The sequence below is a fragment of the Photorhabdus cinerea genome, assembly GCF_011189575.1.
In the GTDB taxonomy this organism is placed as follows: domain Bacteria; phylum Pseudomonadota; class Gammaproteobacteria; order Enterobacterales; family Enterobacteriaceae; genus Photorhabdus; species Photorhabdus cinerea.
This window is the reverse complement of sequence record NZ_PUJW01000004.1, coordinates 26,529-52,429: the sequence shown is the minus strand read 5'-3', so window position 1 is coordinate 52,429 and position 25,901 is coordinate 26,529. Positions and strand designations below refer to the sequence as shown.

Annotated in this window: 21 protein-coding genes; 12 read left to right on the top strand and 9 right to left on the bottom strand. The window is 42.1% G+C overall.

Annotated features, from left to right (window positions below; all coding sequences use genetic code 11):
• The first annotated feature begins 791 nt into the window (after positions 1–791).
• Complete coding sequence (locus C5469_RS04930) at positions 792–1,421, top strand: beta/gamma crystallin domain-containing protein (RefSeq protein ID WP_166303145.1); 630 nt, start codon at positions 792–794, stop codon at positions 1,419–1,421.
• A gap of 193 nt (positions 1,422–1,614) precedes the next feature.
• Here C5469_RS04930 and gndA read toward each other — a convergent pair whose 3' ends face one another.
• On the bottom strand, positions 1,615–3,021 hold the full coding sequence (gene gndA / locus C5469_RS04925) for an NADP-dependent phosphogluconate dehydrogenase (RefSeq protein ID WP_166303142.1): 1,407 nt from the start codon (positions 3,019–3,021) through the stop codon (positions 1,615–1,617).
• 250 nt (positions 3,022–3,271) lie between these two features.
• On the opposite strand from gndA, the gene C5469_RS04920 reads away from it, so the two are divergent.
• A complete protein-coding gene (locus C5469_RS04920) occupies positions 3,272–4,843 on the top strand; it encodes a TerC family protein (RefSeq protein WP_166303139.1) in 1,572 nt (523 codons plus the stop codon).
• A 434-nt stretch (positions 4,844–5,277) separates the two neighbouring features.
• Positions 5,278–5,568 (top strand): GNAT family N-acetyltransferase, encoded by a 291-nt coding sequence (locus C5469_RS23485; protein ID WP_339413780.1) that lies wholly within the window; start codon positions 5,278–5,280, stop codon positions 5,566–5,568.
• A gap of 148 nt (positions 5,569–5,716) precedes the next feature.
• Here C5469_RS23485 and asmA read toward each other — a convergent pair whose 3' ends face one another.
• The 4 genes from asmA to apbC form a co-directional block, all read right to left on the bottom strand.
• A complete protein-coding gene (gene asmA / locus C5469_RS04910) occupies positions 5,717–7,549 on the bottom strand; it encodes an outer membrane assembly protein AsmA (RefSeq protein WP_166303136.1) in 1,833 nt (610 codons plus the stop codon).
• Positions 7,550–7,604: 55 nt separating this feature from the next.
• Positions 7,605–8,186, bottom strand: coding sequence for a dCTP deaminase (dcd, locus tag C5469_RS04905; protein ID WP_054475017.1), 582 nt, complete (start codon positions 8,184–8,186; stop codon positions 7,605–7,607).
• Positions 8,187–8,241: 55 nt separating this feature from the next.
• Positions 8,242–8,883 (bottom strand): uridine kinase, encoded by a 642-nt coding sequence (udk, locus tag C5469_RS04900; protein WP_036774300.1) that lies wholly within the window; start codon positions 8,881–8,883, stop codon positions 8,242–8,244.
• A 244-nt stretch (positions 8,884–9,127) separates the two neighbouring features.
• Complete coding sequence (gene apbC, locus C5469_RS04895; protein WP_166303133.1) at positions 9,128–10,240, bottom strand: iron-sulfur cluster carrier protein ApbC; 1,113 nt, start codon at positions 10,238–10,240, stop codon at positions 9,128–9,130.
• Between the two features lie 220 nt (positions 10,241–10,460).
• Between apbC and metG the strand changes: the two genes are divergently transcribed.
• The 6 genes from metG to sanA all read left to right on the top strand — a co-directional run bounded on the left by metG (position 10,461) and on the right by sanA (position 17,565).
• Entirely contained in the window at positions 10,461–12,488 is a 2,028-nt protein-coding gene (metG, locus tag C5469_RS04890) for a methionine--tRNA ligase (protein ID WP_166303130.1), read from the top strand.
• 132 nt (positions 12,489–12,620) lie between these two features.
• Entirely contained in the window at positions 12,621–13,049 is a 429-nt protein-coding gene (locus C5469_RS04885) for a CidA/LrgA family protein (protein ID WP_166303127.1), read from the top strand.
• Between the two features lie 2 nt (positions 13,050–13,051).
• Positions 13,052–13,747, top strand: coding sequence for a CidB/LrgB family autolysis modulator (locus tag C5469_RS04880; protein ID WP_166303124.1), 696 nt, complete (start codon positions 13,052–13,054; stop codon positions 13,745–13,747).
• 140 nt (positions 13,748–13,887) lie between these two features.
• Positions 13,888–14,772, top strand: a complete 885-nt coding sequence (gene cdd / locus C5469_RS04875) for a cytidine deaminase (protein ID WP_166303121.1) — start codon at positions 13,888–13,890, stop codon at positions 14,770–14,772.
• Between the two features lie 216 nt (positions 14,773–14,988).
• Positions 14,989–16,686 carry an NAD-dependent malic enzyme gene (locus tag C5469_RS04870; RefSeq protein ID WP_166303118.1) on the top strand — a complete coding sequence of 566 codons (1,698 nt, stop codon included), beginning with the start codon at positions 14,989–14,991 and terminating at the stop codon, positions 16,684–16,686.
• A gap of 138 nt (positions 16,687–16,824) precedes the next feature.
• Positions 16,825–17,565 carry an outer membrane permeability protein SanA gene (sanA, locus tag C5469_RS04865; RefSeq protein WP_166303115.1) on the top strand — a complete coding sequence of 247 codons (741 nt, stop codon included), beginning with the start codon at positions 16,825–16,827 and terminating at the stop codon, positions 17,563–17,565.
• Here sanA and yeiB read toward each other — a convergent pair.
• From yeiB to C5469_RS04850, 3 genes are all read right to left on the bottom strand, one after another.
• Positions 17,537–18,685: a DUF418 domain-containing protein YeiB gene (yeiB, locus tag C5469_RS04860; RefSeq protein ID WP_166303113.1), complete on the bottom strand. Its 1,149-nt coding sequence runs from the start codon at positions 18,683–18,685 to the stop codon at positions 17,537–17,539. The genes sanA and yeiB overlap by 29 nt on opposite strands.
• Before the next feature lie 27 nt (positions 18,686–18,712).
• A complete protein-coding gene (folE, locus tag C5469_RS04855; protein ID WP_166303110.1) occupies positions 18,713–19,372 on the bottom strand; it encodes a GTP cyclohydrolase I FolE in 660 nt (219 codons plus the stop codon).
• 169 nt (positions 19,373–19,541) lie between these two features.
• The gene (locus C5469_RS04850) at positions 19,542–20,729 is read right to left on the bottom strand and encodes a YbfB/YjiJ family MFS transporter (protein WP_166303106.1); all 1,188 of its coding nucleotides are present in this window, start codon (positions 20,727–20,729) and stop codon (positions 19,542–19,544) included.
• A gap of 358 nt (positions 20,730–21,087) precedes the next feature.
• Here C5469_RS04850 and C5469_RS04845 point away from each other — a divergent pair, with 358 nt between their 5' ends.
• From C5469_RS04845 to moeB, 3 genes are all read left to right on the top strand, one after another.
• Positions 21,088–21,834, top strand: coding sequence for an SDR family NAD(P)-dependent oxidoreductase (locus C5469_RS04845; protein WP_166303103.1), 747 nt, complete (start codon positions 21,088–21,090; stop codon positions 21,832–21,834).
• A gap of 227 nt (positions 21,835–22,061) precedes the next feature.
• A complete protein-coding gene (gene moeA, locus C5469_RS04840) occupies positions 22,062–23,303 on the top strand; it encodes a molybdopterin molybdotransferase MoeA (RefSeq protein WP_166303101.1) in 1,242 nt (413 codons plus the stop codon).
• Positions 23,303–24,055, top strand: a complete 753-nt coding sequence (moeB, locus tag C5469_RS04835) for a molybdopterin-synthase adenylyltransferase MoeB (RefSeq protein ID WP_166303098.1) — start codon at positions 23,303–23,305, stop codon at positions 24,053–24,055. The genes moeA and moeB overlap by 1 nt, the downstream gene beginning before the upstream one ends.
• 66 nt (positions 24,056–24,121) lie before the next feature.
• Here moeB and C5469_RS04830 read toward each other — a convergent pair whose 3' ends face one another.
• Positions 24,122–25,717 (bottom strand): ABC-F family ATPase, encoded by a 1,596-nt coding sequence (locus tag C5469_RS04830; protein ID WP_166303095.1) that lies wholly within the window; start codon positions 25,715–25,717, stop codon positions 24,122–24,124.
• Positions 25,718–25,901 lie beyond the last annotated feature (184 nt).

Here is a 25,901-nt window from a genome sequence, read left to right as displayed (position 1 = left end):
AATTTTCCGATGCTAAAAATAATTTTTTATTTATCACAATGTAAGGAAATAAGAGATTGTGAATATTTTATAAAATTGATGTTCTTTTACGGAAGACTAGGTTTTTAACAATAAGTCATTCTTTGCTATAAATGACTTTTTTCATGAATTATCATATAAATTTTTAACACCTTAAAATAAGACATCAAATTAAGCCATATTAAAATAATTATCATGGCCGGCCTTCATTCAGATAGATATTTCTCTAATTATTAATTTCATAAATTATATATAAATTCAATCATTTAATTACTAAACATTTTTCACATAGAATTTTCCCAACATTATCAACAAGTAATAATTTTACAATTCATTCTAAAAATACCAAACATGAAAAACATTCATAATCAAATGATAACACGAAAGATAAATTAAAAAAATAATCAAATCTTCACATTCCAAACAGTGTATTGCATTATATTAACATGATTAAAAAGACATTATTCATGTGTTTTTCTACTGACTTTACTTTATACATTTTTGTGCTATTTTTAATATTACTTAGTTTAATATTATTCTTCTTAAATCGGAATTTAACATCTAAAGATAAGGAATGAATGCATTACCAGTGACAAATATTACATCAAAAAGCACTAACTAATTCGCATAAAAATTATAAACAAGTAAATACTATAACTCTAATATGACCAGGTATGCTTTCAAGAAAGTATCACAAAGTAACTTAATAATTATTATATTGTTTTTTTGGTAAATTATATATTACTAGAATCAACTTTGAGGAGTAGAGAATAATGGTGAAAAAATTAATTACAGGTGTAACCTTCTTCGAAGGAAAAAACTATCAAGGTAAATCACACGATTACCAAGAGCTAGATAAAATTATATCGCTTCCTTCTCATCTTAACGATAAATTCCTTTCAGTAAAAATTGGAAAATTATCAAAAGTTCAGGCATGGCGTCACTATAACGATCCAGAGAATAGATATTATGAATGGGTAGTCGACAATCCAGATATTGATAAAGAAATTAGAGGGTTATCTAAATTTAGAGTCATTCAGAAAGATACCAGACTGATTGCTCTAAGAGTAATTGATGATACTCATTCAGATATAAAATTCTCTCTAACCACTAAAATATATAATGGAGAAGGACAAGATAAAATTGAAGTTAATACTACGACAGGTGAAGATTATGTTGTCGTAGATGAACTCCTGGTACAGGAAAAGTTAGTAACTTCAATTTACGTAAGAAATGTCAACACCGGAGAATATATTGGTAACGGATCATTCTATTTTTCTTATGATGTACATGGTATCGCAACTATTGATGAAGGTCTCAATTTCCCAAGAAATCTGAAACTGGTCCATGTAGGAAAGAATCGTTTTGATTTTCATATCATCAATACCAATCCCATTGCTTAATGTGATAAGACAATGATCTACTGTCTCTTTCTGGTTGATCATATTCAAATTTAAGCCACACCGTTGCGGTAAATATTGATTATAACCGCAACAGTGTGTTTCTGGATTATCACAGAGGGCAATGCTATATCATCCCTGACGAACGCTTCACTCTCCTTAGCTCATTACCTCATTTTAAATGTGATAACCGAATTCACTCCATCCATTCAGTATGAAAGACACCTTCTTTATCAGTACGTTTGTAAGTATGAGCGCCAAAGTAGTCACGCTGTGCCTGAATCAGGTTTGCTGGTAATACAGCTGAACGGTAGCTATCGTAGTAAGAAATAGCAGCGGAAAAAGTAGGAGTCGGGATACCATTCTGCACACCATAAGACACAACATCACGCAGTGCCTGCTGATACTCATCAGCAATTTTCTTGAAATAAGGTGCCAGCAACAGGTTAGCAATATCAGTATTTTCACTATATGCATCAGTAATTTTTTGCAAGAACTGAGCGCGAATAATACAACCTGCCCGGAAAATCCCAGCGATCTCTCCATAGTTCAATGCCCACTGATATTCATCGGATGCCGTTTTCAACTGCTGGAAACCTTGAGCATAAGAGACTATTTTACCCAGATAAAGCGCACGGCGTACTTTCTCAATAAATTCAGCCTTATCACCCTTGAATGGTTGTGCTACCGGCCCACTCAGAATTTTCGCAGCCGCGACACGCTGATCTTTCAGAGAAGAAATATAACGTGCAAATACAGATTCCGTGATCAAAGTAACTGGAACACCCAGGTCAAGAGAACTCTGGCTGGTCCATTTACCCGTACCTTTATTTGCCGCTTCATCCAAGATCACATCAACCAAATATTGACCGTCTTCATCCTCCTTACGGAAAATGTCAGCTGTGATTTCAATCAAATAACTACTCAATTCACCGTTATTCCAGTCGATGAAAATCTCAGATAGCTCTTCATTGCTCAGGTTCAGAGAATATTTCAATAAAGAATAGGCTTCAGCAATGAGCTGCATATCACCGTATTCAATCCCATTGTGGACCATTTTCACATAATGACCGGCGCCATCCGGACCAATATACGCGACACAAGGCTCACCTTCAGCCTTAGCCGCAATCTCTTGCAAAATTGGAGCAACTAGCTCATACGCATCTTTCTGACCACCAGGCATGATAGAAGGGCCTTTCAATGCCCCCTCTTCGCCCCCGGAAACCCCAGTACCGATAAAATTAAAGCCCTGAGCAGAAAGTTCCCGGTTACGGCGGATAGTATCCTGAAAATAAGTATTACCACCATCAATCAAAATGTCACCTTTATCCAGATGTGGTGTCAGTGAGGCAATAGTTTTATCCGTTGCTTCACCAGCCTTAACCATTAGCAGAATACGACGCGGTTTTTCCAGTGAATCGACAAATTCTTCGATAGTGTAATTTGGAACTAATTTTTTCCCTGGATTCTCGGCAATGACTTCGTCAGTTTTATCACTGGAACGGTTAAATATAGATACGGAATAACCACGGCTCTCAATATTCAGTGCCAGGTTACGCCCCATCACTGCCATACCAACAACACCAATCTGCTGCTTGGACATGAATAACTCCTGTCTGATGATAATACTGCCCACCAATAATGATTATTGCTGGACAATTTGTTAATGTGATCACATGTTAACTCAGGATTAGGCTTAGTGGATAGTTCATTGGTGCAATCGATACTGCCATACCTCATTTTTCAAAAAAAACTTCCTCAGATGAAAAATCAACTATTGAAATTTTATGAGTCAATGCCCATTATTCATAGTTCGGCATAAGCCGTCATATTAATAAGGTAAAATAAACTGTATGGAATGGATCGCTGATCCAACGATATGGGCCGGACTGGCTACTCTTATCGTTCTAGAAATTGTCCTCGGAATCGACAACTTAGTTTTTATTGCCATCCTGGCAGATAAACTTCCTGAAAAACAAAGAGATAAAGCACGTATTACAGGGCTAACCTGTGCACTACTGATGCGTGTCGTACTACTTTTTAGTCTCTCTTGGCTGATAACGCTAACTAATCCATTAATTACGCTTTGGGAACATCCATTCAGTGCCCGTGACCTGATTATGTTAGTAGGCGGCCTCTTCCTGCTATTCAAAGCAACTATGGAGTTGAATGAACGGCTGGAAGGAAAAGATGCTCACTCAGGACAACAACACAAAACTTCTAAATTTTGGACGGTTGTCGTTCAAATAATTGTCCTCGATGCCGTATTTTCACTGGATTCAGTGATTACCGCTGTCGGTATGGTGGATAATATCGGTGTCATGATCGCGGCAGTAACCATTGCGATGTTCCTGATGATACTGGCAAGCAAGCCGCTAACAACCTTCGTCAATGCCCATCCGACAATCGTGATTCTCTGTCTAAGTTTCTTACTGATGATTGGCTTCAGTCTGGTAGCAGAAGGATTTGGTTATCACATACCAAAAGGTTACTTGTATGCCGCTATCGGCTTCTCAATTATGATTGAATCCCTAAACCAGTTCGCTCAGTTTAACCGCCGCAGATTTCTTACTGCTTCCCGCTCACTACGTGAAAGAACCGCAGAAGCCGTTTTACGTATCCTTAGCGGTAAACATGAAAATGCAGAATTGGATAATCACACATCCAATCTGATTTCTGACAATCAAGAAGTGTTTGATCCACAAGAGCGCCAGATGATTGCCCGAGTGCTAGGCATGGCTCAACGTAACGTCAACAGTATCATGACCTCCCGTCACGATGTGGAGTATCTTGATATTAATGCCCCAGCAGAAAACCTGACGCAAATACTGAGTAAAAGTCCTCACACACGCATTGTCGTCACAGATGAAAATACCAGTGATGAACCATTAGGTGTTGTCCATGTTATTGATTTGCTCAACCAACAACTTAACCAACAGCCTTTTGATTTACAGTCGCTGATAAAACAACCTTTGATTTTCCCAGAGCATCTTTCACTCCTTCAGGCGTTAGAACAGTTCCGCCGGGCACAAACTCATTTTGCGTTTGTCGTTGACGAATTTGGTTCTGTGGAAGGTGTGGTTACTCTGACAGACGTCATGGAAACTATCGCAGGTAATTTGCCCGTAGATGGTGAAGAAACTGATGCCCGGCATGATATACAAACAACTGAAAATGGTTGCTGGATTGCCAATGGTTATATGCCTCTGGATGATTTGATCCTTTATGTTCCTTTGCAACTGGATGAAAAGCGCGAATATCAAACCCTGGCAGGTTTATTAATGGAGCATTCACAACATATTCCACAACAAGGTGAACAATTTCAAATTGGTAATTACTTGTTTGAACCACTGGAAGTTACCAGTCACCGGATCAATAAGGTAAAAATTACGCCGCTCGTTTCAGAGGAAGAAAATAAAGAATAATTCAGTGCTATTATTCACTAAGCGTATTTCCCATCACTGAGTTTTTCTTCTGAAACAAAATAAAACCCGGTCAGTTTAAACTGTACCGGGTCATTTTTAGCTTTTGTTATCAATACCATATGCAGATACGGTTAATAGTTCATCTCATAAGAACTTGCTCAAATACTTGGTATTAAGCGACCTACAATTGTAGGCGTGAAAAACACAGTCCTATGGCTTTGCAATTCAATAGACTTCATATAAACTGCCAATCGATAATATTATTAATTCATTCAAAAGGATATTACGTGAATATAGCCCTTACAGATGTGGATAAAGACAATTATGAAGATGTCTGTGACTTAACTGTAACCAAAGACCAGTATGAATATGTTGCAGATAATACATGGTCACTGGTTGAATCAAAATTCAACCCATCATATTAAACACGCGCAATTTGCTTAAACGGCAAACCTGTTGGATTTTTCATGTGGGTACCTGAAACAGACAGAAGAATATCGATTTGGCGTTTTATGGTAGATAAACATCATCAAAACAAAGGCATTGGACGCAAAGCAATGCAGCTAGCCCTTAACGAAATTAAACAAACACATGGACTGGAAGAAATCGAAATCTGTTACAACCCGAATAATGCTGTAGCGAAAAACTTTTATGCCAGCTTTGGTTTCGTTGAAGTCGGTATGGATAAAGACAATGAAGAGATGTTAGCAATTATTAAAATGTAAACTGGCAACTCCCCTTTATGTTCAAATTGGCTCTTCAGGTAACCATAAGAATATTATTTAGGCATCCAACTAAGCTGAGTAGTTAACTGTCATATATAAAAACCACTCAATACTCAGCTTCCTAACGATACACTAAATCAAGCATGGGCTAATTATTATTACGTTCAACCCAATCGGAAATTGCCCGTTTTGCTTTATTTTCCAACTCATTACGTAGTAATTGTTCAATATCAAGATGGTATTGCAAATTATCCCAATTACCGTAAATCCGTAATGGTACTTTCAGCTTTCTCAGACGGCGAACCAGCTCATTATCCGTGCCCCACTCTTGAGTTATCTGTACTTTTAAGGCGACATCAACATTTTGTTTAAGTAAATTAGCTTTACCCTGACCGTTAATATTCAACAAATCGGATACCGCATAAAGCTGATTGATTTTTATATCACCCTGGTTAAGCACAGCTTTAACATCAAGCTTTTTAGCGCTAGTAAAGCTACCCATATTATCCGGAATATTCACTTTATTCGTTATACGGGCAACAGATTGCTGGATTAATTGTGGAATATTCAACCCATGCATTTTGGCATCAACTAAACTGAAATTAAGATCACCCTGCCAAACATGTGAAATAGCATAATCGTCGTATCCTTTACCAGAAAGATCCCCGTTCAGATTGAATTTACCACTAAATACCAGTGGTAAAGAAAATGCTTTTAGTACGGGTTCCAATTCTATATTTTGCAGTAAAGGCTTTGTATGTAATCTAAGCTGATCACCTGTTGCATCCAGAGTAGCTGGAATAGAGAAATGACCACCAAATAATTTCCCCCTCAAGGCAAAAATTTCAGCAAGCCCCCTATTACTGACCGCTTTAAATATCAGGTTATCGATCTCCATTCCCCGATAAATAAATTTGTCCGCTTTAATGGTAACATTAGCATTAAAATCATTCAGAAATTTAGCACTATAATCAGGCTGCGCAGGGCTTGAAACTGCGATCACAGGTTTGGCTAAGCTATTTTCTACCCGATAATAGCGTTTAATTTCCGAATCATCTTTAGGAAGCCGATCCCATCCCACCAAATTATCCAAGTTCAGCTTTTTGGATGATAAATTTATCTGATAATCAGGATATGCTGCCAATATTGCCTTTATACTGCCATACAACTCACTCTCATTGGCAGTGAAATTAAGCGCCTGTAAAGAGATTGTTTGTGGCTCCCCAGTGGTTTCTTCCTGGTAAACCGCATTAACTTTCCCTGAACCACTGATGCCCCCCGTGGGTATACCAACCCCTTGAAGCTGATAATCAAAAGAATCAATATTACCGGCAACACGATGAGGATAATCAGAAATATCTACGTCTGCATTAAGATTAAAAGCAAGTTCTTGCTGATTTTTACTGACCTTACTGCTCAACTCCACGCTGATACGGTTTTGGTCGTCCCGCTCCATCAGCAGATTTATATCACGGACATTTAATTGAGAATGATCACTATCCTGCCAGATAAGCAAACTATCAGCGACCTTAATTCTGTCAATATCAAGCTTCCAGCGCTCACCTTTACCTACAGGATTTACTCTATTTCCTTTCGGTGCAACGGGCTCATTCTCTTTTTTCTGAGACTTGCTCTCCGGGGTTAATTGCAACACCGCCCCTTTCAGCATGACCTCTTTAACCGCAAGCTGATGCGAAAGAAGTGGCCACAACTCAACATCCAAACGCATATTTTCTGCCGTAACCGTTGGCTGCACCGCATTTGGTGCGGTCAATGACATACGTCCGGTAATGATGCTGAGTTTTGGCCAGACATGCCAGCGCATACTATCTTGCATGACGAGATGATAACCACTCTTCTTCTGCACTTGTTTAATCATATAAACACGAAAGTCATTCGGATTTACTAACATGACTAATACCGCCAAACCGGCAATAATCACGACCAGCAAAATAACCAGTGTCGTTAGTAATCTCTTCATGACTTCCTCAGCTGATGTCAAAGCGGTGTATGTAACTCAGTAACCATTCCAGGTATTAATCTTCATCAATACGGCTACCTACCGCGCCTTGCTGGTTTTTATATTTCGCATCCTGACGACGGTTATATGGACGATCAGCCGAGCCAGACAACGGTTCAAAACTCAAAGCCCCGATCACCATACCCGGACGTAATGCCAGAGGCAACTTACCAGAGTTATAGAATTCGAGAACAATCTGACCATGCCAGCCCGGATCAATCCGATGTGCTGTCACATGTACCATTAATCCAAGACGAGCAAGAGAAGAACGCCCATCAAGCCACCCCACCAAATCATCAGGCAACGTAACGGATTCCAAAGTGACAGCCAGTGCCAACTCCCCAGGATGAAGGAAAAAAACCTCATTATCAGACAGAATAATTTCATCGCTCATCACGCGATCAAGAGCAGCACTGACTTCATCTTTTGGGCCACTCAAATCAATATATGCGGCAGTATGACCACGGAAAACACGAAACTGATTTCCAAGGCGAACATCAGCCGTTGCCCCATTAATTCGTTCAATCGGCGGACGTGGAGAAATGACCAGTTTACCTTCATCAAGCCATTTAATAATGTCGCGATCACAGAGTCGCATTATTTTTCCTCTCAAATACGATGATGCTCATCAACGCCTGACAAGCAAAGCTTTATTATTCGCAGAACTGACCAATTTTGGCTTTCAATACATCAATCGCTACCCGGTTTTTACCCCCGCGCGGCACAATAATATCTGCATATTGTTTTGATGGCTCAATAAATTGCAGAAACATTGGACGCACAGTTTTATGATATTGCTCAATAACAGAATCCAAAGAGCGTCCCCGTTCATGAACATCCCGTTTAATCCGGCGCATAAGACAAATATCCAATGGCGTATCAATGAAAATAGAGAAGTCCATCTCCTGGCGCAAGCGTTTATCTGTCAGTAACAGAATACCTTCCAGAATAATAACTCTTTTTGGTGCAAAATGAACCGCTTCTGGTTTGCGGGTATGAGCAACATAATCGTACTGTGGTAATTCAATTGATTTACCGGCTTTCAAAGCTTGCAGGTGAGAAAAGAGCAGATTGTGATCCATTGAACTTGGATGGTCATAATTGGTCTTATAACGCTCCTCCATTGATAGATCGCTTTGGTCTTTATAGTAGCAATCTTCTGGTATAATACCGATATTGTGATCACCAACCTGAGCGCGTAATTCACGGTAAAGTGTATTAGCAATGAGACTTTTACCTGAGGCAGATGCACCGGAAATTCCTACAATTGTGCACTGGTGTGCTTCGTCAGCCATAATAGAGATAACCTGATTCTAGAAAAAATGGGGAACAAAGCACCTATGAGTGCTGAGTCGGGCGAGATTATAGGGAGTTAATTGTATCTGTTCCAGTGTAAACAAGATTAAGTCTCATTTTTTCGAAGCGTTTCGCATAAAAACTATGCAACAAGTACAATTTGAAAGGAATTCTTATCTCAGTCACACAAAAAACGGGCAATGAAAAGATCAATCACCCGTTGCCATCAGGCAAATACAACTATCAAACCGCGCGGAATGAAATCTCCGTCGGTATCTTCTCTCCCTGCCAGTACATCTGTGCAGAAATATTGGCTGCAATTTCACGGTAAATATCCGTGAATTCACTATCAGGATCACTGATAACGGTTGGCTGACCACGGTCTAGATCTTCGCGTAACGAAATATGCAGGGGGATTTGTCCCAGCAATTTGCAGTCATATTTAGCGGCTAATTTTTCCGCGCCTCCAGTACCAAAAATAGGCTCCAAGTGACCACAGTTACTGCAAATATGCGCACTCATGTTTTCAACAATGCCTAATACAGGAACCTTCACTTTTTGGAACATCACGATACCTTTCATCGCATCAATTAATGCAATATCTTGCGGCGTTGTTATCACTATTGCCCCAGTTACCGGGATATTTTGTGACAAAGTAAGCTGAATATCACCGGTTCCGGGAGGCATATCAATAACCAGATAATCAAGATCCGGCCATAATGTATCCTGCAACATCTGCATCAATGCCTTACTGGCCATCGGGCCACGCCATACCATCGCATTGTCATCTGTCACCAGATAACCAATGGAATTAGTGGCAAGACCGTGAGTCATGATAGGTGCCATATGTTGCCCATCAGGAGAAGTTGGGCGCTCTTTAGTGGTTCCCAACATACTCGGAACAGAAGGACCATAGATATCTGCATCTAAGATACCGACTTTTGCCCCTTCCTGAGCCAGCGCCAATGCCAGATTTACGGCTGTACTAGATTTACCTACACCACCTTTGCCTGAGCTGACCGCTAAAATATTACGGACACCATTAATTCCCGGCAGATCGTTAGCACGACGTAATGTGCTGATATCATGGTTCAGTTTCCACGCAACAGATTTTGCGCCCGTTATCACCTGCAATTTTTGGGTTGTTGCCTGTTTCAACGCTTCAAAGCCACGCTGCCAAACAAACGGCATGATCAATTCAATATGTAGAACACCATCAAGCATCGTGCAGTGATGCAGTGCTTTTAGAGTTGTCAGATCGTGTTCCAATGTCAGATGTGTAAAGGCAGCAAGTATTTTTGTTACCTGAGATTTCAGCAGGTCAGGATTGGTCTGCTCGGGGGATTGTAAGTTCATCCCGGCTCCTTTGATTATCGCTATTACCTAAAAACCATTTTTTCATCATAACAGAACCAAACGAGTTCGGATAAGATCAGGCACAAAAACTCATTTCCAGCTCACTGATTCGATTTTTATTCAATAAAACTCGCTAAGATTAAGCGTTACCCTAGCGACAATTTTTTTGATCAGGTAACATCGAATTCCCTTTTTCACTTATGGAAGTTAGATCCTTATTATGTCTCAAGTCGCAAAAAAATTATTGGTGACGTGTGCGTTACCATATGCTAACGGTCCAATCCATCTCGGTCACATGCTGGAACATATCCAGGCAGATATTTGGGTCCGTTTTCAGCGAATGCGCGGCAAAGAGGTTCACTTTATCTGCGCCGATGATGCTCATGGAACACCAGTCATGCTGAAAGCTCAGCAAATGGATATTGCTCCTGAAGAGATGATCGCAGCCGTGAACCAAGAACATCATCAGGATTTTACTGGCTTTTCAGTTAGCTATGATAACTATCACTCCACGCACAGCAAAGAGAACCAAGAGTTATCAACTAAAATTTATCTGGAGCTGAAAAAGAACGGTCATATTAAGAATCGTACTATTTCTCAGTTATATGATCCTGAGAAAGGTATGTTCCTACCGGATCGCTTTGTAAAAGGCAACTGCCCGAAATGCAAAGCAGAAGATCAATACGGCGATAACTGTGAAGTTTGCGGTTCTACTTACAGTCCTACTGAGCTGATCAACCCACGTTCGGCTGTCTCTGGTGCGACACCAGAAATGCGTGAAACAGAACACTTTTTCTTCGATCTGCCTGCATTCAGTAACATGCTACAAGCATGGACCCGTTCCGGCGCATTACAGGAGCAAGTTGCTAACAAAATGCAAGAATGGTTTGAGTCCGGTTTACAACAGTGGGATATCACCCGTGATGCCCCTTATTTTGGTTTTGAAGTTCCTGATGCACCGGGCAAATATTTCTATGTTTGGCTGGATGCTCCGATTGGCTATATGGGCTCCTTCCAAAATTTATGTGACAAACGCGGAAATCTGAGCTTTGATGATTTCTGGGCAAAAGATTCCACCGCTGATCTTTATCACTTTATCGGTAAAGATATTGTCTATTTCCACAGCCTGTTCTGGCCTGCCATGCTGGAAGGCAGTGGTTACCGTAAGCCAACAAATCTATTTGTTCACGGCTATGTCACCGTCAATGGTGCAAAAATGTCCAAATCCCGCGGTACTTTTATTAAGGCCAGCACTTATTTGGATCATCTGGATGCCGACTGCCTGCGTTATTACTATGCAGCCAAGCTCTCTTCACGTATCGATGATATCGACCTGAATCTGGAAGATTTTGTTCAGCGTGTTAACAGCGATATCGTTAATAAAGTTGTTAACCTAGCATCCCGTAATGCAGGCTTCATTAATAAACGGTTTAGTGGCAAGTTAGCGGATAAATTAGCTGATCCAGCGCTTTACCAAAAGTTTATTGATGGCGCAAAAGTCATTGAAGAAGAGTTTAATAACCGCGAATTCAGTAAAGCAATCCGTGAAATCATGGCTCTGGCTGATTTGGCAAACCGTTATGTGGATGAACAAGCTCCATGGGTTGTCGCAAAAGAAGAAGGTCGTGATGCGGATCTCCAAGCTATCTGCTCAATGGGAATCAACCTGTTCCGCGTTCTAATGACTTTCCTGAAACCGGTTTTGCCAAGTCTGGCAGAACGTGCCGAAGCGTTCCTGAACACAGAATTAACCTGGAATGGCATTGAACAACCTCTGCTGGATCATCAGGTTGCCGCCTTTAAGGCACTGTTCAACCGTATGGATATGGACAAAGTGAATGCTATGGTTGCTGTATCTAAGGAAAACATTAACACACCACAGAAAGTCAGTGGCCCATTGGCAGATGATCCCATTCAAGACACGATCACCTTTGATGATTTTGCTAAAGTTGATATGCGAATCGCTCTTATCAAACAAGCTGATTTCGTAGAAGGTTCAGATAAGTTACTGAAACTGAATCTGGATCTGGGTGGTGAAACTCGTCAGGTGTTTTCCGGTATCCGCTCCAGTTATCCCGATCCAAAAGTGCTGGAAGGCCGTTTGACCGTCATGGTGGCTAACCTGGCTCCGCGTAAAATGCGCTTTGGTGTTTCTGAAGGTATGGTAATGGCTGCTGGCCCCGGCGGAAAAGATATTTTCTTACTCAGCCCTGACAGCGGTGCACAACCCGGTATGCAAGTGAAATAGCAATAAATTCATCTTAATTGATATATCTTAGCGGGGATCAGCAATGGTCCCCGCTTTTTTTAAATGTGATTTATGGCACATTTTCAGCGTTAATTGTATGATGAATGCCTCACTGGAATTAGGAATTTTGTTATGTCGTTTCGTGAAGTACTGATTATAGGTTGGCAGTACCTGCGAGCATTTGTACTGATTTATCTGTGTCTGCTGGCAGGTAATGCCGTCTCTGCCCTGCTACCCATCGCTATCCCTGGCAGTATTATCGGTATGTTGATATTGTTCGTTTTACTCGCTTTTCAGCTTATCCCTGCTCACTGGGCAAAACCCGGTTGTAGTCTGTTACTGAAAAATATGACTCTACTGTTTCTGCCTATCGGTGTGGGCATTATGAATTATTACGACCAGATCAACCAACAGATGCTACCAATTGTCCTTTCATGCTTGATCAGCACCGCCGTTGTTATGATTATCGTTGCTTACAGTTCCCATTATATTCACCGTGAACGTCCGGTTATTGGCTCCGTATCAGAAATGAAGATTGAACAACAAAAACAAGAGAAATAAAAATGTTAAGTCATATTTGGTGGTCACTACCACTGACATTGATTGTATTCTACATCGCAAGAAAACTTTCACTACGGCTCAAAGTTCCTATTCTCAATCCTTTATTGGTTTCTATCGCGGTGCTTATTCCGATATTGTTAATAACCAATACCCCCTATGATCACTATTTCGCAGGTAGCCGGATTTTAAATGATCTGCTCCAGCCCGCCGTGGTTGCGCTGGCATTTCCTTTATATGAACAGTTGCATCAGATCCGGGCCCAATGGAAATCCATTATCAGTATCTGTTTTATCGGCAGTATTGTTGCTATGGTGACAGGTACTGCCATTGCACTGTGGACCGGCGCCACGCCTGAAATGGCAGCCTCTATACTTCCTAAATCAGTCACTACGCCTATCGCAATGGCAGTAGCCGATGCTATCGGCGGTATTCCTGCAATTAGCGCCGCTTGTGTCATTTTTGTCGGTATTCTTGGCGCCGTATTTGGTCATAACCTATTTGATATTTTGCAGGTAAAAACCAAAGCATCCCGCGGTTTAGCAATGGGAACAGCATCACATGCTTTAGGTACCGCCCGTTGTGCGGAAGTTAATTTTATTGAAGGCGCATATAGCTCATTAGCACTGATGACCTGCGGTATCATTACTTCACTGACGGCCCCTTTTGTGTTCCCAGTGCTGCTATACTTATTTGGCTAGTTATAGTTAAAAAAATTTGATGTAGATCTCTCAATTACTGGCTTTAATTACAAAAATTTCACCATCTATATGATGTTAATCACATTAAAAACCTAACCAGACAGCCTAGAATGATCTCAACTTAATTTGGAGATCATTCTATGCAAGTTCGTTTTCACTCTATCTGGGCACAGTTGCCATCTAAACTACAGGATGCACTTTTACCCTATGCAGGATACGACAACTTTCCTGCTATGCTTACCGCTGAACAAGTAAAATCCATCAAGAAAGCCTGTAGCTTTGACGATAACACATTGGCTATTGCCCTGTTGCCACTAGCAGCAGCATGTTCCCTCACGCCGATATCACATTTTAATGTCGGCGCAATTGCCCATGGAGAAAGCGGAAACCTCTACTTTGGTGCCAATATGGAATTTACCGGCGTGCCGTTACAGCAAACAATTCATGCTGAACAATGTGCTATCACCCACGCCTGGTTACGGGGCGAGAAAAAACTGACATCCATTACCGTGAATTACTCTCCATGCGGTCACTGTCGTCAGTTTATGAACGAACTTAATAGTGGCACACAACTAGAGGTCCATCTGCCAAAGCAGGCACCTTCAACATTAGGTGACTATTTACCCGATCCATTTGGTCCAAACGATCTGGGTATTACCACTCTGTTAATGGACCCGGTTAATCATGGCTATAAATTAGAAACCACCGATAAGCTGGTGCTGACTGCACTAGATGCAGCAAACCAGAGCCATGCCCCATACAGCAATTCATACAGTGGTATAGCACTTTTGGGAAAAGACGGAAAAATCTATTCTGGCCGTTACGCAGAAAATGCTGCATTTAACCCAAGCTTACCCCCACTACAAGCAGCACTGATTTTGATGAATATGTCTGGTGGTGACTATTTGGCTATCGAAAGAGCGGTACTCATTGAGGGAAAACACAGTCACTTATCCCAACGAAGCGCGACTCAATCCATACTTGCTACTTTGGGTTGTAGTAAATTTGAGCACTACACCTTCTAAGTTCGATGAAAAATTCAATTTTCCCTCTATATATCAGATAGAGGGTTTTCCTCGATGAACACAGTTAACGTAATATTTTATTAGCCAAATCTGGATGTTGTCTCTCATTTTTACCCATAATACCTCTAATTAAGTAACATTTACTGTACATATTTTTCCTATCTCTTAGGATCTATAATTGACCTTGTTATCCATTTAGTTCAAAGAGTAAGATTCATGGAACTGGAACACGAAAGTAAACGTCCATTATATATTCCCTATGCTGGCCCAATCCTGTTGGAATTCCCCCTGCTGAATAAAGGCAGTGCCTTTACTGAAGAAGAACGTAGCAACTTTAACCTGCATGGTTTATTACCTGAAGCCGTCGAAACCATCGAAGAACAAGCTGAACGTGCCTATCGACAGTACCTTGATTTCGAAAATGATGCAGACAAACACATTTATCTGCGAAATATTCAGGACACTAACGAAACTCTGTTCTACCGCCTGCTGGATGCACATTTGAACGAAATGATGCCAATCATCTATACCCCAACTGTAGGTGAGGCTTGTGAACACTTTTCCGATATTTATCGCCGCGCCCGAGGCTTGTTCATCTCATACCCAAACAAAGCACATATTGATGACATGCTGCAAAACGCGACCAAACAAAATGTAAAAGTTATCGTTGTTACCGATGGCGAACGCATTCTTGGCCTGGGTGACCAAGGTATTGGCGGGATGGGTATTCCTATCGGTAAGCTTTCCCTGTATACCGCCTGTGGTGGCATTAGCCCAGCCTATACGCTGCCAGTGGTACTGGATGTGGGAACTAATAACCCACAGCGCCTGAATGACCCGTTATATATGGGCTGGCGCCATCCACGTATTACTGGTCAAGAATATGATGAATTCGTCGATGAATTTATTCAGGCCGTTAAACGCCGCTGGCCAAACGTATTGTTGCAATTTGAAGATTTTGCGCAAAAAAATGCCATGCCGCTACTCAACCGCTATCGCCATGAGATTTGCTGCTTTAATGATGATATTCAGGGAACGGCTGCTGTTACTCTGGGTAGCCTGATTGCAGCCAGCCGCGCTGCGGGTCGTCAATTGAAAGATCAAACTGTCACTTTCTTGGGAGCAGGTTCCGCCGGTTGTGGTATCGCAGAACAGATCGTTGCTCAGATGAAATCTGAAGGTTTAAGTGAAGGACAGGCTCGCGCTCGTATTTTCATGGTTGACCGTTTTGGTTTACTGACAGATAAGCTGCCAAATCTGTTGGATTTTCAGAACAAACTGGTACAAAAAAGCGACTCACTGATTGCATGGGATGTGAATAGCAATACAATCTCTCTACTCGACGTTGTTCGTAACGCCAAACCGACTGTCTTGATTGGTGTTTCAGGTCAGGCTGGCCTGTTTACAGAAGAGATCATCCGTGAGATGCACAAACACTGCGAACGTCCAATCGTAATGCCATTATCCAACCCTACCTCCCGTGTTGAAGCCCGCCCCGAAGATATTATCAGCTGGACCGATGGTACCGCCTTAGTTGCAACAGGAAGCCCATTCCAGCCGGTAAAATACAAAGGTCAGGAGTATCCAATCGCTCAGTGTAACAACTCCTACATCTTCCCTGGAATTGGCCTAGGCGCCATTGCATCAGGAGCCAAACTCGTCACTGATGGTATGTTGATGGCGGCAAGTCGGACACTGGCTGATTGTTCACCGTTGGCTCAAGAGGGTAAAGGCCCATTACTACCACTAATTGATGATATTCAGGCAGTTTCACGCAAAATTGCTAAACAAGTTGCAAAAGAAGCACAAATACAAGGTGTTGCAACTGTTACGTCAGATGGTGCGCTGGATGAAGCTATTGAGCGCAACTTCTGGAAACCTGAATATCGCGTGTATAAACGCACTTCATTCTGATTTTTAGCATTAAAAAGACCTAAAAAAGCCAGTCAGTCTTGCTGTCAGGCTTTTTTCTTACAGAGAAAACTTGCTTAGGCATTTCAGGTACAGTAGCCTTTATTGAATTCAGTCATTGATGTATATAAAGGCAAAAGCATGTGGAAGCGCCTGATAATTAATCTGTTATTCATCACAGGGATGCTGATATTGACAGCCATTGCACTAGACCGCTGGATTAGTTGGAAAACAGCTCCCTATATCTTTGATGACCTCAAACAACTTCCTAAACGTGAAGTAGGTATGGTGCTTGGTACTTCTAAATATTACCTCTCTGGCGCACCCAATCAGTATTATATGTACCGTATTCAGGGAGCAGTGAATGCTTATAACAGTGACAAAATCAAATATCTGTTGCTAAGTGGCGACAATGCCCAGCAAAGTTATAACGAACCGGTAACCATGCGTAGGGATTTGGTAAGAGCGGGTATTCCTGCTGCAAACATCGTTTTGGATTTTGCTGGTTTCAGAACACTTGATTCAATCGTCAGAACCCGTAAGGTTTTTGATACCAATGATTTTACCATTATCACTCAACGATTCCATTGCGAACGGGCTCTGTTTATCGCTATACATATGGGAATTGCCGCTCAGTGCTATGCGGTTTCTACACCCAAAAATATGATCACCGTTCGGTTACGCGAAATAATTGCTCGTCTTGGTGCCTTGACTGATCTTTATATTCTGAAACGTGAGCCTCGCTTCCTAGGCCCTTTGATCCCAATCCCTGCTCCGCACAAAGTACCGGAAGGCATAACGGGTTATCCGGCAATAGCCCCGGAAGAGTTACACGAAATGGACCAAGCCCAGCCTAAGAGCGCCGGACCAATGCAGCCGTAACATCACGCCAGCACCGTTCTAACGGTCCTTGTTGGTGACGGCGTAACCACCAGCATGAAAAAAGAATATTCACCGCCCAGATGAGAGGAATAAATGCAAGTAACTCCAAGCGGCTAAATTGGCCAAACAACCCAAAATGATAAAACAGCGTTGTGCAGACTAAGGTTTGCAGTAAATAATTACTCATAGCCATTCGTCCAACCTGCCTGAGCCAATAATTAATTCGCCAACCTGAAATCACCGGCCAAAAGCCATATATTAGAGCCATATAACCCAATGCCTGGAAAGGTATTACCAACTCGGAAAGAATATAGCCGACAATACCTGACCAAAAGTAATCCCAGTCATGAACATATTGGATTACCACAGAAAGTATCTGAATGGCGACGCTAAGTGGTATCAGCAATAACGCTACGTTTCGATAATGGTTCACTGAGAACTCACCTTTTAGCCAGCCATTACGCACTAATCCCGCCCCGCATAACATAATGCCGATAAGCTGCCAGCCATACTGAGCAAACATCATGATCATCATCGATATGACTTGATTGAAACGTTCTTCTATTGCCAGCCAGCCACCACTTGTTTTCCAGAATGTTTCGTATAGCACATGGAATTCCGTCGGTTGCCAGCCATTATTATTAGATTCGCCTCTCGATAAAAACCCAAGAATAAATAACAGCACTAATCCAACCAAATAAAAAATAGCGCCTTTCATAAACAATCTGTTGCTGGCGTTATTTTGGCTAATCAGATAAAAACTGAAAAAACCCGCCAAACTGTAAGGGAGCAAGATATCACCATCCCACAGCAAAATGCCATGTACCCCCCCTAGCAGGGCGAGTATGAACAATCGAGGATAATTCCAGATTTTGCCCCTTGGCAGTAGTAACTCCAATGTTGCACCAAATAAGAAGGCAAACATACACAGGAATTTTCCCTGAGCAAAAATGCTGAGCACAGACCAAATAAGCAAATCAGATGAAGAAGCCGAGCCATTATATTCCGGGTTCAGATAAGCAGCAGATGGCAAAGCAAAACCAGAGATATTGAGTAACAATATCCCCAGAATCGCCAGACCACGAATACTATCCAATGTATCAATTCTCTGGCGAGTCATTCTGATATCCCTATTATTATATAGAAATCACAAATGGCGAGTCGTGCGTAAAAACTCCTGACGGGTATTCTGACTGGATTTAAACAGACCGCCCAGGGACGTTGTTGTCGTGGTACTGGTTGCATCACGGATGCCTCGCGCCTTCACACAGTAATGGACCGCATCAATAGATACTGCGACATTATTGGTACCAAGCAGTGTTTGTAATGCAATCAGAATCTGTTGTGTCAGGCGTTCTTGTACCTGCGGGCGCTGCGAGAAAAACTGCACAATGCGGTTAATTTTAGACAATCCAATGACTTTATCCTTTGGAATATAGGCAACAGTAGCCTTACCATCAATAGTCACAAAATGGTGTTCGCAGGTACTGGTCAACGTGATATCACGCACGGTCACCATTTCATCCACTTTCATTTTGTTTTCTATCAGTGTGATTTTCGGGAAATTACTGTAATCCAGCCCTGAAAAAACTTCGTCAACATACATTTTTGCAATACGGCTGGGAGTTTCCGCCAAACTGTCATCACTTAGATCAAGATTCAACAGTTTCATAATTTCCGTCATATGCTCCTCAATCCGCACCTTACGTACTTCCGGTGCCAACACCTGACCACGCAGAGGAGTTTCAAGACCACGAGCTTCCAGCGCCGAATGCACAAGCTCAGCTTCTTTACTTAGGGATGACATTATTTTCTCCAAAGATATTACTTTCCATCATCTGGCGGGTAGTAAAATTGATGTTTGAATCATGGGTACCACAACAAGGTAATCACAACGCATTGGTAACTATTTCATACACTGTAAATGAGCACGTGGTGATTATCCAGTGATTGCTTTTCATCATCGTATGAATTTTTTACACACGCTCTTCACTGGTCTGTTTATTCTTGTTACAAACCAATAACCCAGCAATGACCAAGGCAATTAATGCGACATACAACGCTGGTTCCAATTTTCCGGTTATCGCAGTAGAAACCGCTGACAACATTGGCCCAACAAGCTGCCCGATAGCGTATCCGGTGGTTAATAATCCGGCCATATAACGGCTATGTTCTGGCGCTAATTCACGTCCATACTGAAACCCCATTTGCACCACGCACATAAAACCACCACCAACCAGCAAAGATCCTAATGCCAGACCACCGATTCCCGGCACAATCTCAGACATAAGAATACCTACCGCCTGAATCCATAAGGTGATCGCCAGCCGGATTTGGGTTGTCAGCATATGACGAGTCAAAATAGCAAAACCAATGCCGATTACCGCAGCGGCACCAAATATCGGCCAGACAAACTGGGCAAACAAGCTGCCGGAGAAGCGCTCACTTGCCATTTGTGAAAGAAAAGTGGCAGGTAAAATATAACCAAATCCCGCTAAACTGTAGCTCCATATCAATCGCTTAATTGCAGGTGTCAAAATCAGTTTTTTCACCTCCGTCTGCGAACGGTGTAGTTCACCGCGACGAGGGAAATGCCGACTAATATAAACACTAAGAATCAGCGCTAAAATGCCATACAGTATCCATGCTTCGGCAGCGTTCAATTGCCATGCTTGAATACCTACCGCAAGGATACCACTGATAAATATCCCCACTCCGGGTCCTGCAAATACAGCAGCCCCCAACGCAGGACGGTTTAATCCGGCTAGCTGCTCATTGACCCATGCCGCCGCCAGTACCAATGTCCAGCCACTAGCCCAGCCGATAAAAAAACGAGCGATACTGTGTAATACCGGACCATCTAACAGCGCAGAAAACAACGTAATGGTCACCGCTCCCCATAATCCTGTCCAGAGTCGGTATTCAATAAATCGGTGCGCCCGCATCGCGTCATAGGAACCCGCTAGGTAACCCAAATAGTTAAAAGCCGCGACGATACCCGCCCCGGTCAGGCTCAATTGAGATTCTGCAATCATTAAAGGAACTTGAGGCGTGAAGGTAAAGCGCCCGATCCCCATAGCGACAACCAGTGCTAAAAACCCACTCATTGCGATATGGAAAGCCTGAGAGTTGTGGCTAAGTTGGGAAGATGTTGTATTGCTCATAGTGACGAAAGGCATTATTTTTTAATTTATTTTTATAAAATTATAACAAAAATCAAATATAATTGACACTTTTAGCCAACAAAATTCCAATCAAAGAACGTAAATTATTTCTGCCTATAATTAAAGAACAAGTAAGCCATGAATTACAGTACTGGAAATAGCAAAATATATTATTTCTCAGGTTCTGCACTATAAATTCACCTCTTGTTAAATTGAACCCACATAAAATCACATCGAGCCTTTACAACGTAATATTAACTAGACCTCTATCTAATAGTTCCATAATGATACTGGCAAGCCTGTCTATAGGAGAGGTATGATTCGTCAAACTACGTACTAAATTATTGAGGAGATTTTTATGCATAAAGAATTCCAAGGTAAGACAGCAATTATTACTGGCGGTGGAACTGGCATCGGACGAGCTATCAGTATTATGCTAGCAAAACAAGGTGCGGCTGTAGCAGTGATCTATTCACAAAGTGAACTTGAGGCGTTGGAAACAACCGAATCTATTATTAGGGACGGGGGACAAGCCATAGCAATAAAAGCGGATGTTGCCGACGAATCAGCAGTAAAAGCCATGATAAACACTGTCGTGGAAAAATTTAATGGAATTGACTATCTAGTTAATAACGCAGGGATAACAAGGCAACTTCAATTTGAAGATCTTGAGGCTATCTCTGATGATATTTGGGATGCCATTGTCGATGTTAATGTGAAAGGCACATTTCATTGCTGCCGGTATGCAGCCCCCTATCTTAAAGCAAGGACAGGGAGTGCTATCGTGAATGTCGGGAGTATCGCTGGCGAAACTGGCCTTGGTTCTTCTATTCCCTATGCAGTTTCCAAATCAGCGGTTCACGGACTAACAAGATCCCTAGCTCGGGCACTTGCTCCATCGGTAAGGGTTAACTGCGTGGCACCTGGAGCCGTCGAAACAAGATGGTGGAAAGGAAAAGAGGAAAAAATGCAGATGCTCTGTACCCATTTGCCTTTAGAACGAATCGCAACACCAGAAGATGTTGCAGAAGTCACCTTGATGTTATTAAAAGCAGAAGCAATGACAGGACAGATCATAAAAGTTGAATGCGGCCAAACTTTATAGACTCCACCGGCTTTTTAACCTGACTATTACAACAGCAAACTCCAAGATATCAGGTTAATCGCAATATTTTATGTATTTGTCACATGTTGCGGCGTTTTGGGTAACCAATACCAATATCGCCGCGCTTATGGAGCAAATGAAACCTCACCAAAGTTAAATATCGCTAACACATACGATGATCTCTGCCATAATGATGCAATTACAAAATGCTATCTGGGAGTATCATTATGGATCACTGTCATACCTCTGAATTGATCTCTTTGGAACAAGCGCTGGAAAAACTTCTGGCGCAAACGACACCACTGACTGACACAGAAACCGTCAGCCTTAGCCAATCAGCAGGACGCATTACTGCTACAGATATTATTTCTCCTATTAATGTTCCACCTTTTGCTAACTCAGCAATGGATGGTTATGCAGTACGCTATACCGATTTAAACGGTAATAAGCCACTACCTTTGGCAGGAAAAGCCTTGGCAGGCACCCCCTTTCAAGGAGAATGGCCAGCGACAACCTGTATCCGAATCATGACTGGAGCGCCTATTCCTACAGGTGCTGATACTGTCATTATGCAGGAACACACAGAAATTGCGGCTGACGGTATCATTTTCACTCAACCAGCCAAACCAGGCCAGAATATCCGTTTGGCAGGCGAAGATATGACTAAAGGTGCGGTGGTACTACCGGCAGGCAGTAAATTATCCACCGTTCAATTGCCACTGATTGCATCTTTGGGAATTGCCAAAGTTGAAGTGGTCCGCAAATTGAAAGTTGCTATTTTCTCCACCGGTGATGAATTGCAAGCTATCGGTCAACCGCTTAAAGAGGGCCAAATTTATGATACCAATCGTTTTGCCATTCGCTTAATGCTGGAAAAACTGGATTGCGACATAATTGATTTAGGTGTTATTGCAGATACCCCCGAAGCACTGCGCAATACTTTTGAAATAGCGGATCAAGGAGCTGATTTAGTTACCAGCAGTGGCGGCGTTTCTGTAGGTGAAGCAGACTACACCAAACAAATTCTGGATGAATTGGGAGAAATCAGTTTCTGGAAACTGGCAATAAAACCGGGCAAACCTTTTGCTTTCGGCAAACTAAAAAACTCCTGGTTCTGTGGTTTGCCCGGCAACCCGGTTTCAGCCGTCCTCACCTTCTACCAGTTGGTTCAACCTTTAATCGCCCGCCTGTCTGGTTTTACCGCATGGCACCCCCCAATGCGTATCCGTGCTAAGGTCACTACACCCTTGAAAAAGACACCGGGAAGAACAGATTTCCAACGCGGTATTGCTTCAGTGAATGAACAAGGGGAATTGGAAGTCCGTACTACAGGGCATCAAGGCTCTCATATATTCAGTTCATTCAGTTTGGGTAACTGCTTTATTGTTCTGGAACGCGAACGTGGACGGGTAGAAGCTGGCGAAAATGTCGAAATCGAATTGTTCAATCACTTACTAAAAAACGAATAATGGCCATTGAACTGACAGACGAAGAAACCCTACGCTATAACCGTCAGATTGTGCTGCGAGGGTTCGATTTTGACGGCCAAGAAAAACTGAAATCTTCGAAGATACTGATAGTCGGTGCTGGTGGCTTAGGTTGCGCAGCATCCCAGTATTTGACAGCCGCAGGTGTGGGAACAATAACACTGCTGGATTTTGATACTGTTTCTCTCTCAAACCTACAACGGCAGATCCTGCATCGAGACGAGCGTATTGGGATGGCCAAAGTACACTCAGCACAAATAACTCTTCAAGCAATAAACCCACACGTCACAATCAAAACTGTTAATGCATTACTAGAAGATCAAGCGCTGGAGGAACTTATCGGTCAGAATGACGTGGTATTGGATTGCACTGATAATGTGACAATCCGCGAGCAACTAAACTGCCTGTGTCTAGCAAAGAAAATGCCACTGATTTCTGGGGCAGCGATCCGCATGGAAGGACAACTGACAACATTTACTTATCAGCCGGATTCCCCTTGCTACCGTTGCCTGAGCAGGCTGTTTGGTGAAAACAATTTAACTTGTGTAGAAATGGGGGTTATGGCACCACTGGTAGGTACCATCGGTACATTGCAGGCCATGGAAGCCATCAAACTACTTACCGGATACGGTAAGATAAACAGCGGAAAGGTTTTACTGTTTGATGCCATGACGATGCAATTTCGCAATATTAAATTACTTAAAGATCCAAATTGCGAAGTGTGTAGTTGTTAATCCACCCGTAGATGGAAATAACGTGCCCCGATTATCTGAACCGCGGCACGCTATTCTACAAGGATATTACCCAATAATTCCCTGACTGCTCAGATACTCATCATAAGTACCTTTAAAATCAACGACTTTATCAGATTTGATTTCCAGAATACGGCTTGCTAATGAGCTAACAAACTCCCGATCATGAGAAACAAATATCAAAGTACCTTTATACAATTCAAGAGCAAGGTTCAGGGATTCAATGGATTCCATATCCAGGTGGTTTGTTGGTTCATCCATTACCAGAATATTTGGCTGTTGCATCATCAGCTTGCCAAATAACATCCGACCCTTTTCACCACCAGATAATACTTTAACTTTCTTCTTAATATCATCCTGACCGAACAATAAACGCCCCAGTACACTGCGAACGGATTGTTCATCATCACCTTCTTTCTTCCACTGGCCCATCCAGTCAAAAACCGTCAGGTCGCAATCAAAATCGCAGGCATGATCCTGAGCATAGTAACCAATGCTGCTATTTTCAGACCATTTAACCGTGCCACTGTTTAGTTCTGTTTCACCAACCAGACTTTTCAGGAAAGTCGTTTTACCTATGCCGTTAGCACCAATAACTGCCATTTTCTCGCCAACTTCTAACAAAAGGCTGAGATTTTTAAACAGAGGGCCATTGTCATAACCTTTAGTCAAACTTTCCAGTTCGAGAGCATTACGGAATAATTTCTTATCCTGTTCAAAACGGATATACGGATTTTGACGGCTAGATGCTTTAACTTCTTCCAATTGAATTTTATCAATCTGACGGGCACGGGAAGTCGCTTGTTTTGATTTGGAAGCATTAGCACTGAAGCGGCTGACAAAAGACTGCAACTCCGCAATTTGTGCTTTCTTCTTCGCATTATCAGCCATCAAACGTTCACGCGCCTGAGTTGCGGCAACCATATATTCATCATAATTACCGGGGAATAGACGTAATTCACCGTAATCAAGATCTGCCATGTGAGTACAGACTGTATTTAGGAAGTGACGATCATGGGAAATAATGATCATGGTGCTGTCTCGATCATTCAGCACCTGCTCCAACCAACGAATAGTATCAATATCCAGGTTGTTAGTTGGCTCATCTAATAACAGAACATCAGGATTAGAAAACAGTGCCTGAGCCAGCAATACACGCAATTTCCAGCCTGGAGCCACTTCACTCATCAAGCCATAATGCTGCTCCACCGGGATACCAACACCCAGCAGCAACTCCCCGGCACGCGCTTCGGCACTATAACCATCCATCTCACCATAGGCTACTTCCAAATCTGCAACACGATAGCCATCTTCTTCACTCATTTCTGCCATCGCATAGATACGGTCACGTTCCTGTTTCACTTGCCACAATTCCGTGTGCCCCATAATCACTGTATCCAGTACAGTGAACTCTTCAAAGGCAAATTGATCCTGACGCAGTTTACCAATACGCTCATTGGGGTCCATGCTGACATTGCCGGCAGTTGGTGCCAGATCGCCACCAAGAATTTTCATAAAAGTGGATTTACCAGAACCATTAGCGCCAATCAGACCATAACGGTTACCGTTACCAAATTTGACAGAAATGTTTTCAAACAGGGGTTTACTGCCAAATTGCATGGTGATGTTGTTTGTACTTAACACAGCATTCGCTCTTAAATTAGAAACAAAAGGGAAATCGGAAAAATCGATAGCGGCGCATTATGCCACAACAAGAGTAAGAGGTCGCGGGAAGTTTTGAGCATTCTTTGAGCTAACAAAGGCGCAATATAGGGTTATGTTGTGAATGTAAGAAAACAATACACATACCACACAGCGCAGTACAAAT

Coding starts and splice junctions, on each gene's coding strand:
- metG (WP_166303130.1), top strand. CDS start 10,461: ATGTCTCAAGTCGCAAAAAAATTATTGGTGACGTGTGCGTTACCATAT.
- C5469_RS04930 (WP_166303145.1), top strand. CDS start 792: ATGGTGAAAAAATTAATTACAGGTGTAACCTTCTTCGAAGGAAAAAAC.
- C5469_RS04880 (WP_166303124.1), top strand. CDS start 13,052: ATGTTAAGTCATATTTGGTGGTCACTACCACTGACATTGATTGTATTC.
- apbC (WP_166303133.1), bottom strand. CDS start 10,240: ATGAACTTACAATCCCCCGAGCAGACCAATCCTGACCTGCTGAAATCT.
- C5469_RS04870 (WP_166303118.1), top strand. CDS start 14,989: ATGGAACTGGAACACGAAAGTAAACGTCCATTATATATTCCCTATGCT.
- gndA (WP_166303142.1), bottom strand. CDS start 3,021: ATGTCCAAGCAGCAGATTGGTGTTGTTGGTATGGCAGTGATGGGGCGT.
- C5469_RS04850 (WP_166303106.1), bottom strand. CDS start 20,729: ATGAGCAATACAACATCTTCCCAACTTAGCCACAACTCTCAGGCTTTC.
- moeB (WP_166303098.1), top strand. CDS start 23,303: ATGGCCATTGAACTGACAGACGAAGAAACCCTACGCTATAACCGTCAG.
- yeiB (WP_166303113.1), bottom strand. CDS start 18,685: ATGACTCGCCAGAGAATTGATACATTGGATAGTATTCGTGGTCTGGCG.
- C5469_RS04885 (WP_166303127.1), top strand. CDS start 12,621: ATGTCGTTTCGTGAAGTACTGATTATAGGTTGGCAGTACCTGCGAGCA.
- cdd (WP_166303121.1), top strand. CDS start 13,888: ATGCAAGTTCGTTTTCACTCTATCTGGGCACAGTTGCCATCTAAACTA.
- folE (WP_166303110.1), bottom strand. CDS start 19,372: ATGTCATCCCTAAGTAAAGAAGCTGAGCTTGTGCATTCGGCGCTGGAA.
- C5469_RS04920 (WP_166303139.1), top strand. CDS start 3,272: ATGGAATGGATCGCTGATCCAACGATATGGGCCGGACTGGCTACTCTT.
- moeA (WP_166303101.1), top strand. CDS start 22,062: ATGGATCACTGTCATACCTCTGAATTGATCTCTTTGGAACAAGCGCTG.
- C5469_RS04845 (WP_166303103.1), top strand. CDS start 21,088: ATGCATAAAGAATTCCAAGGTAAGACAGCAATTATTACTGGCGGTGGA.
- asmA (WP_166303136.1), bottom strand. CDS start 7,549: ATGAAGAGATTACTAACGACACTGGTTATTTTGCTGGTCGTGATTATT.
- dcd (WP_054475017.1), bottom strand. CDS start 8,186: ATGCGACTCTGTGATCGCGACATTATTAAATGGCTTGATGAAGGTAAA.
- udk (WP_036774300.1), bottom strand. CDS start 8,883: ATGGCTGACGAAGCACACCAGTGCACAATTGTAGGAATTTCCGGTGCA.
- sanA (WP_166303115.1), top strand. CDS start 16,825: ATGTGGAAGCGCCTGATAATTAATCTGTTATTCATCACAGGGATGCTG.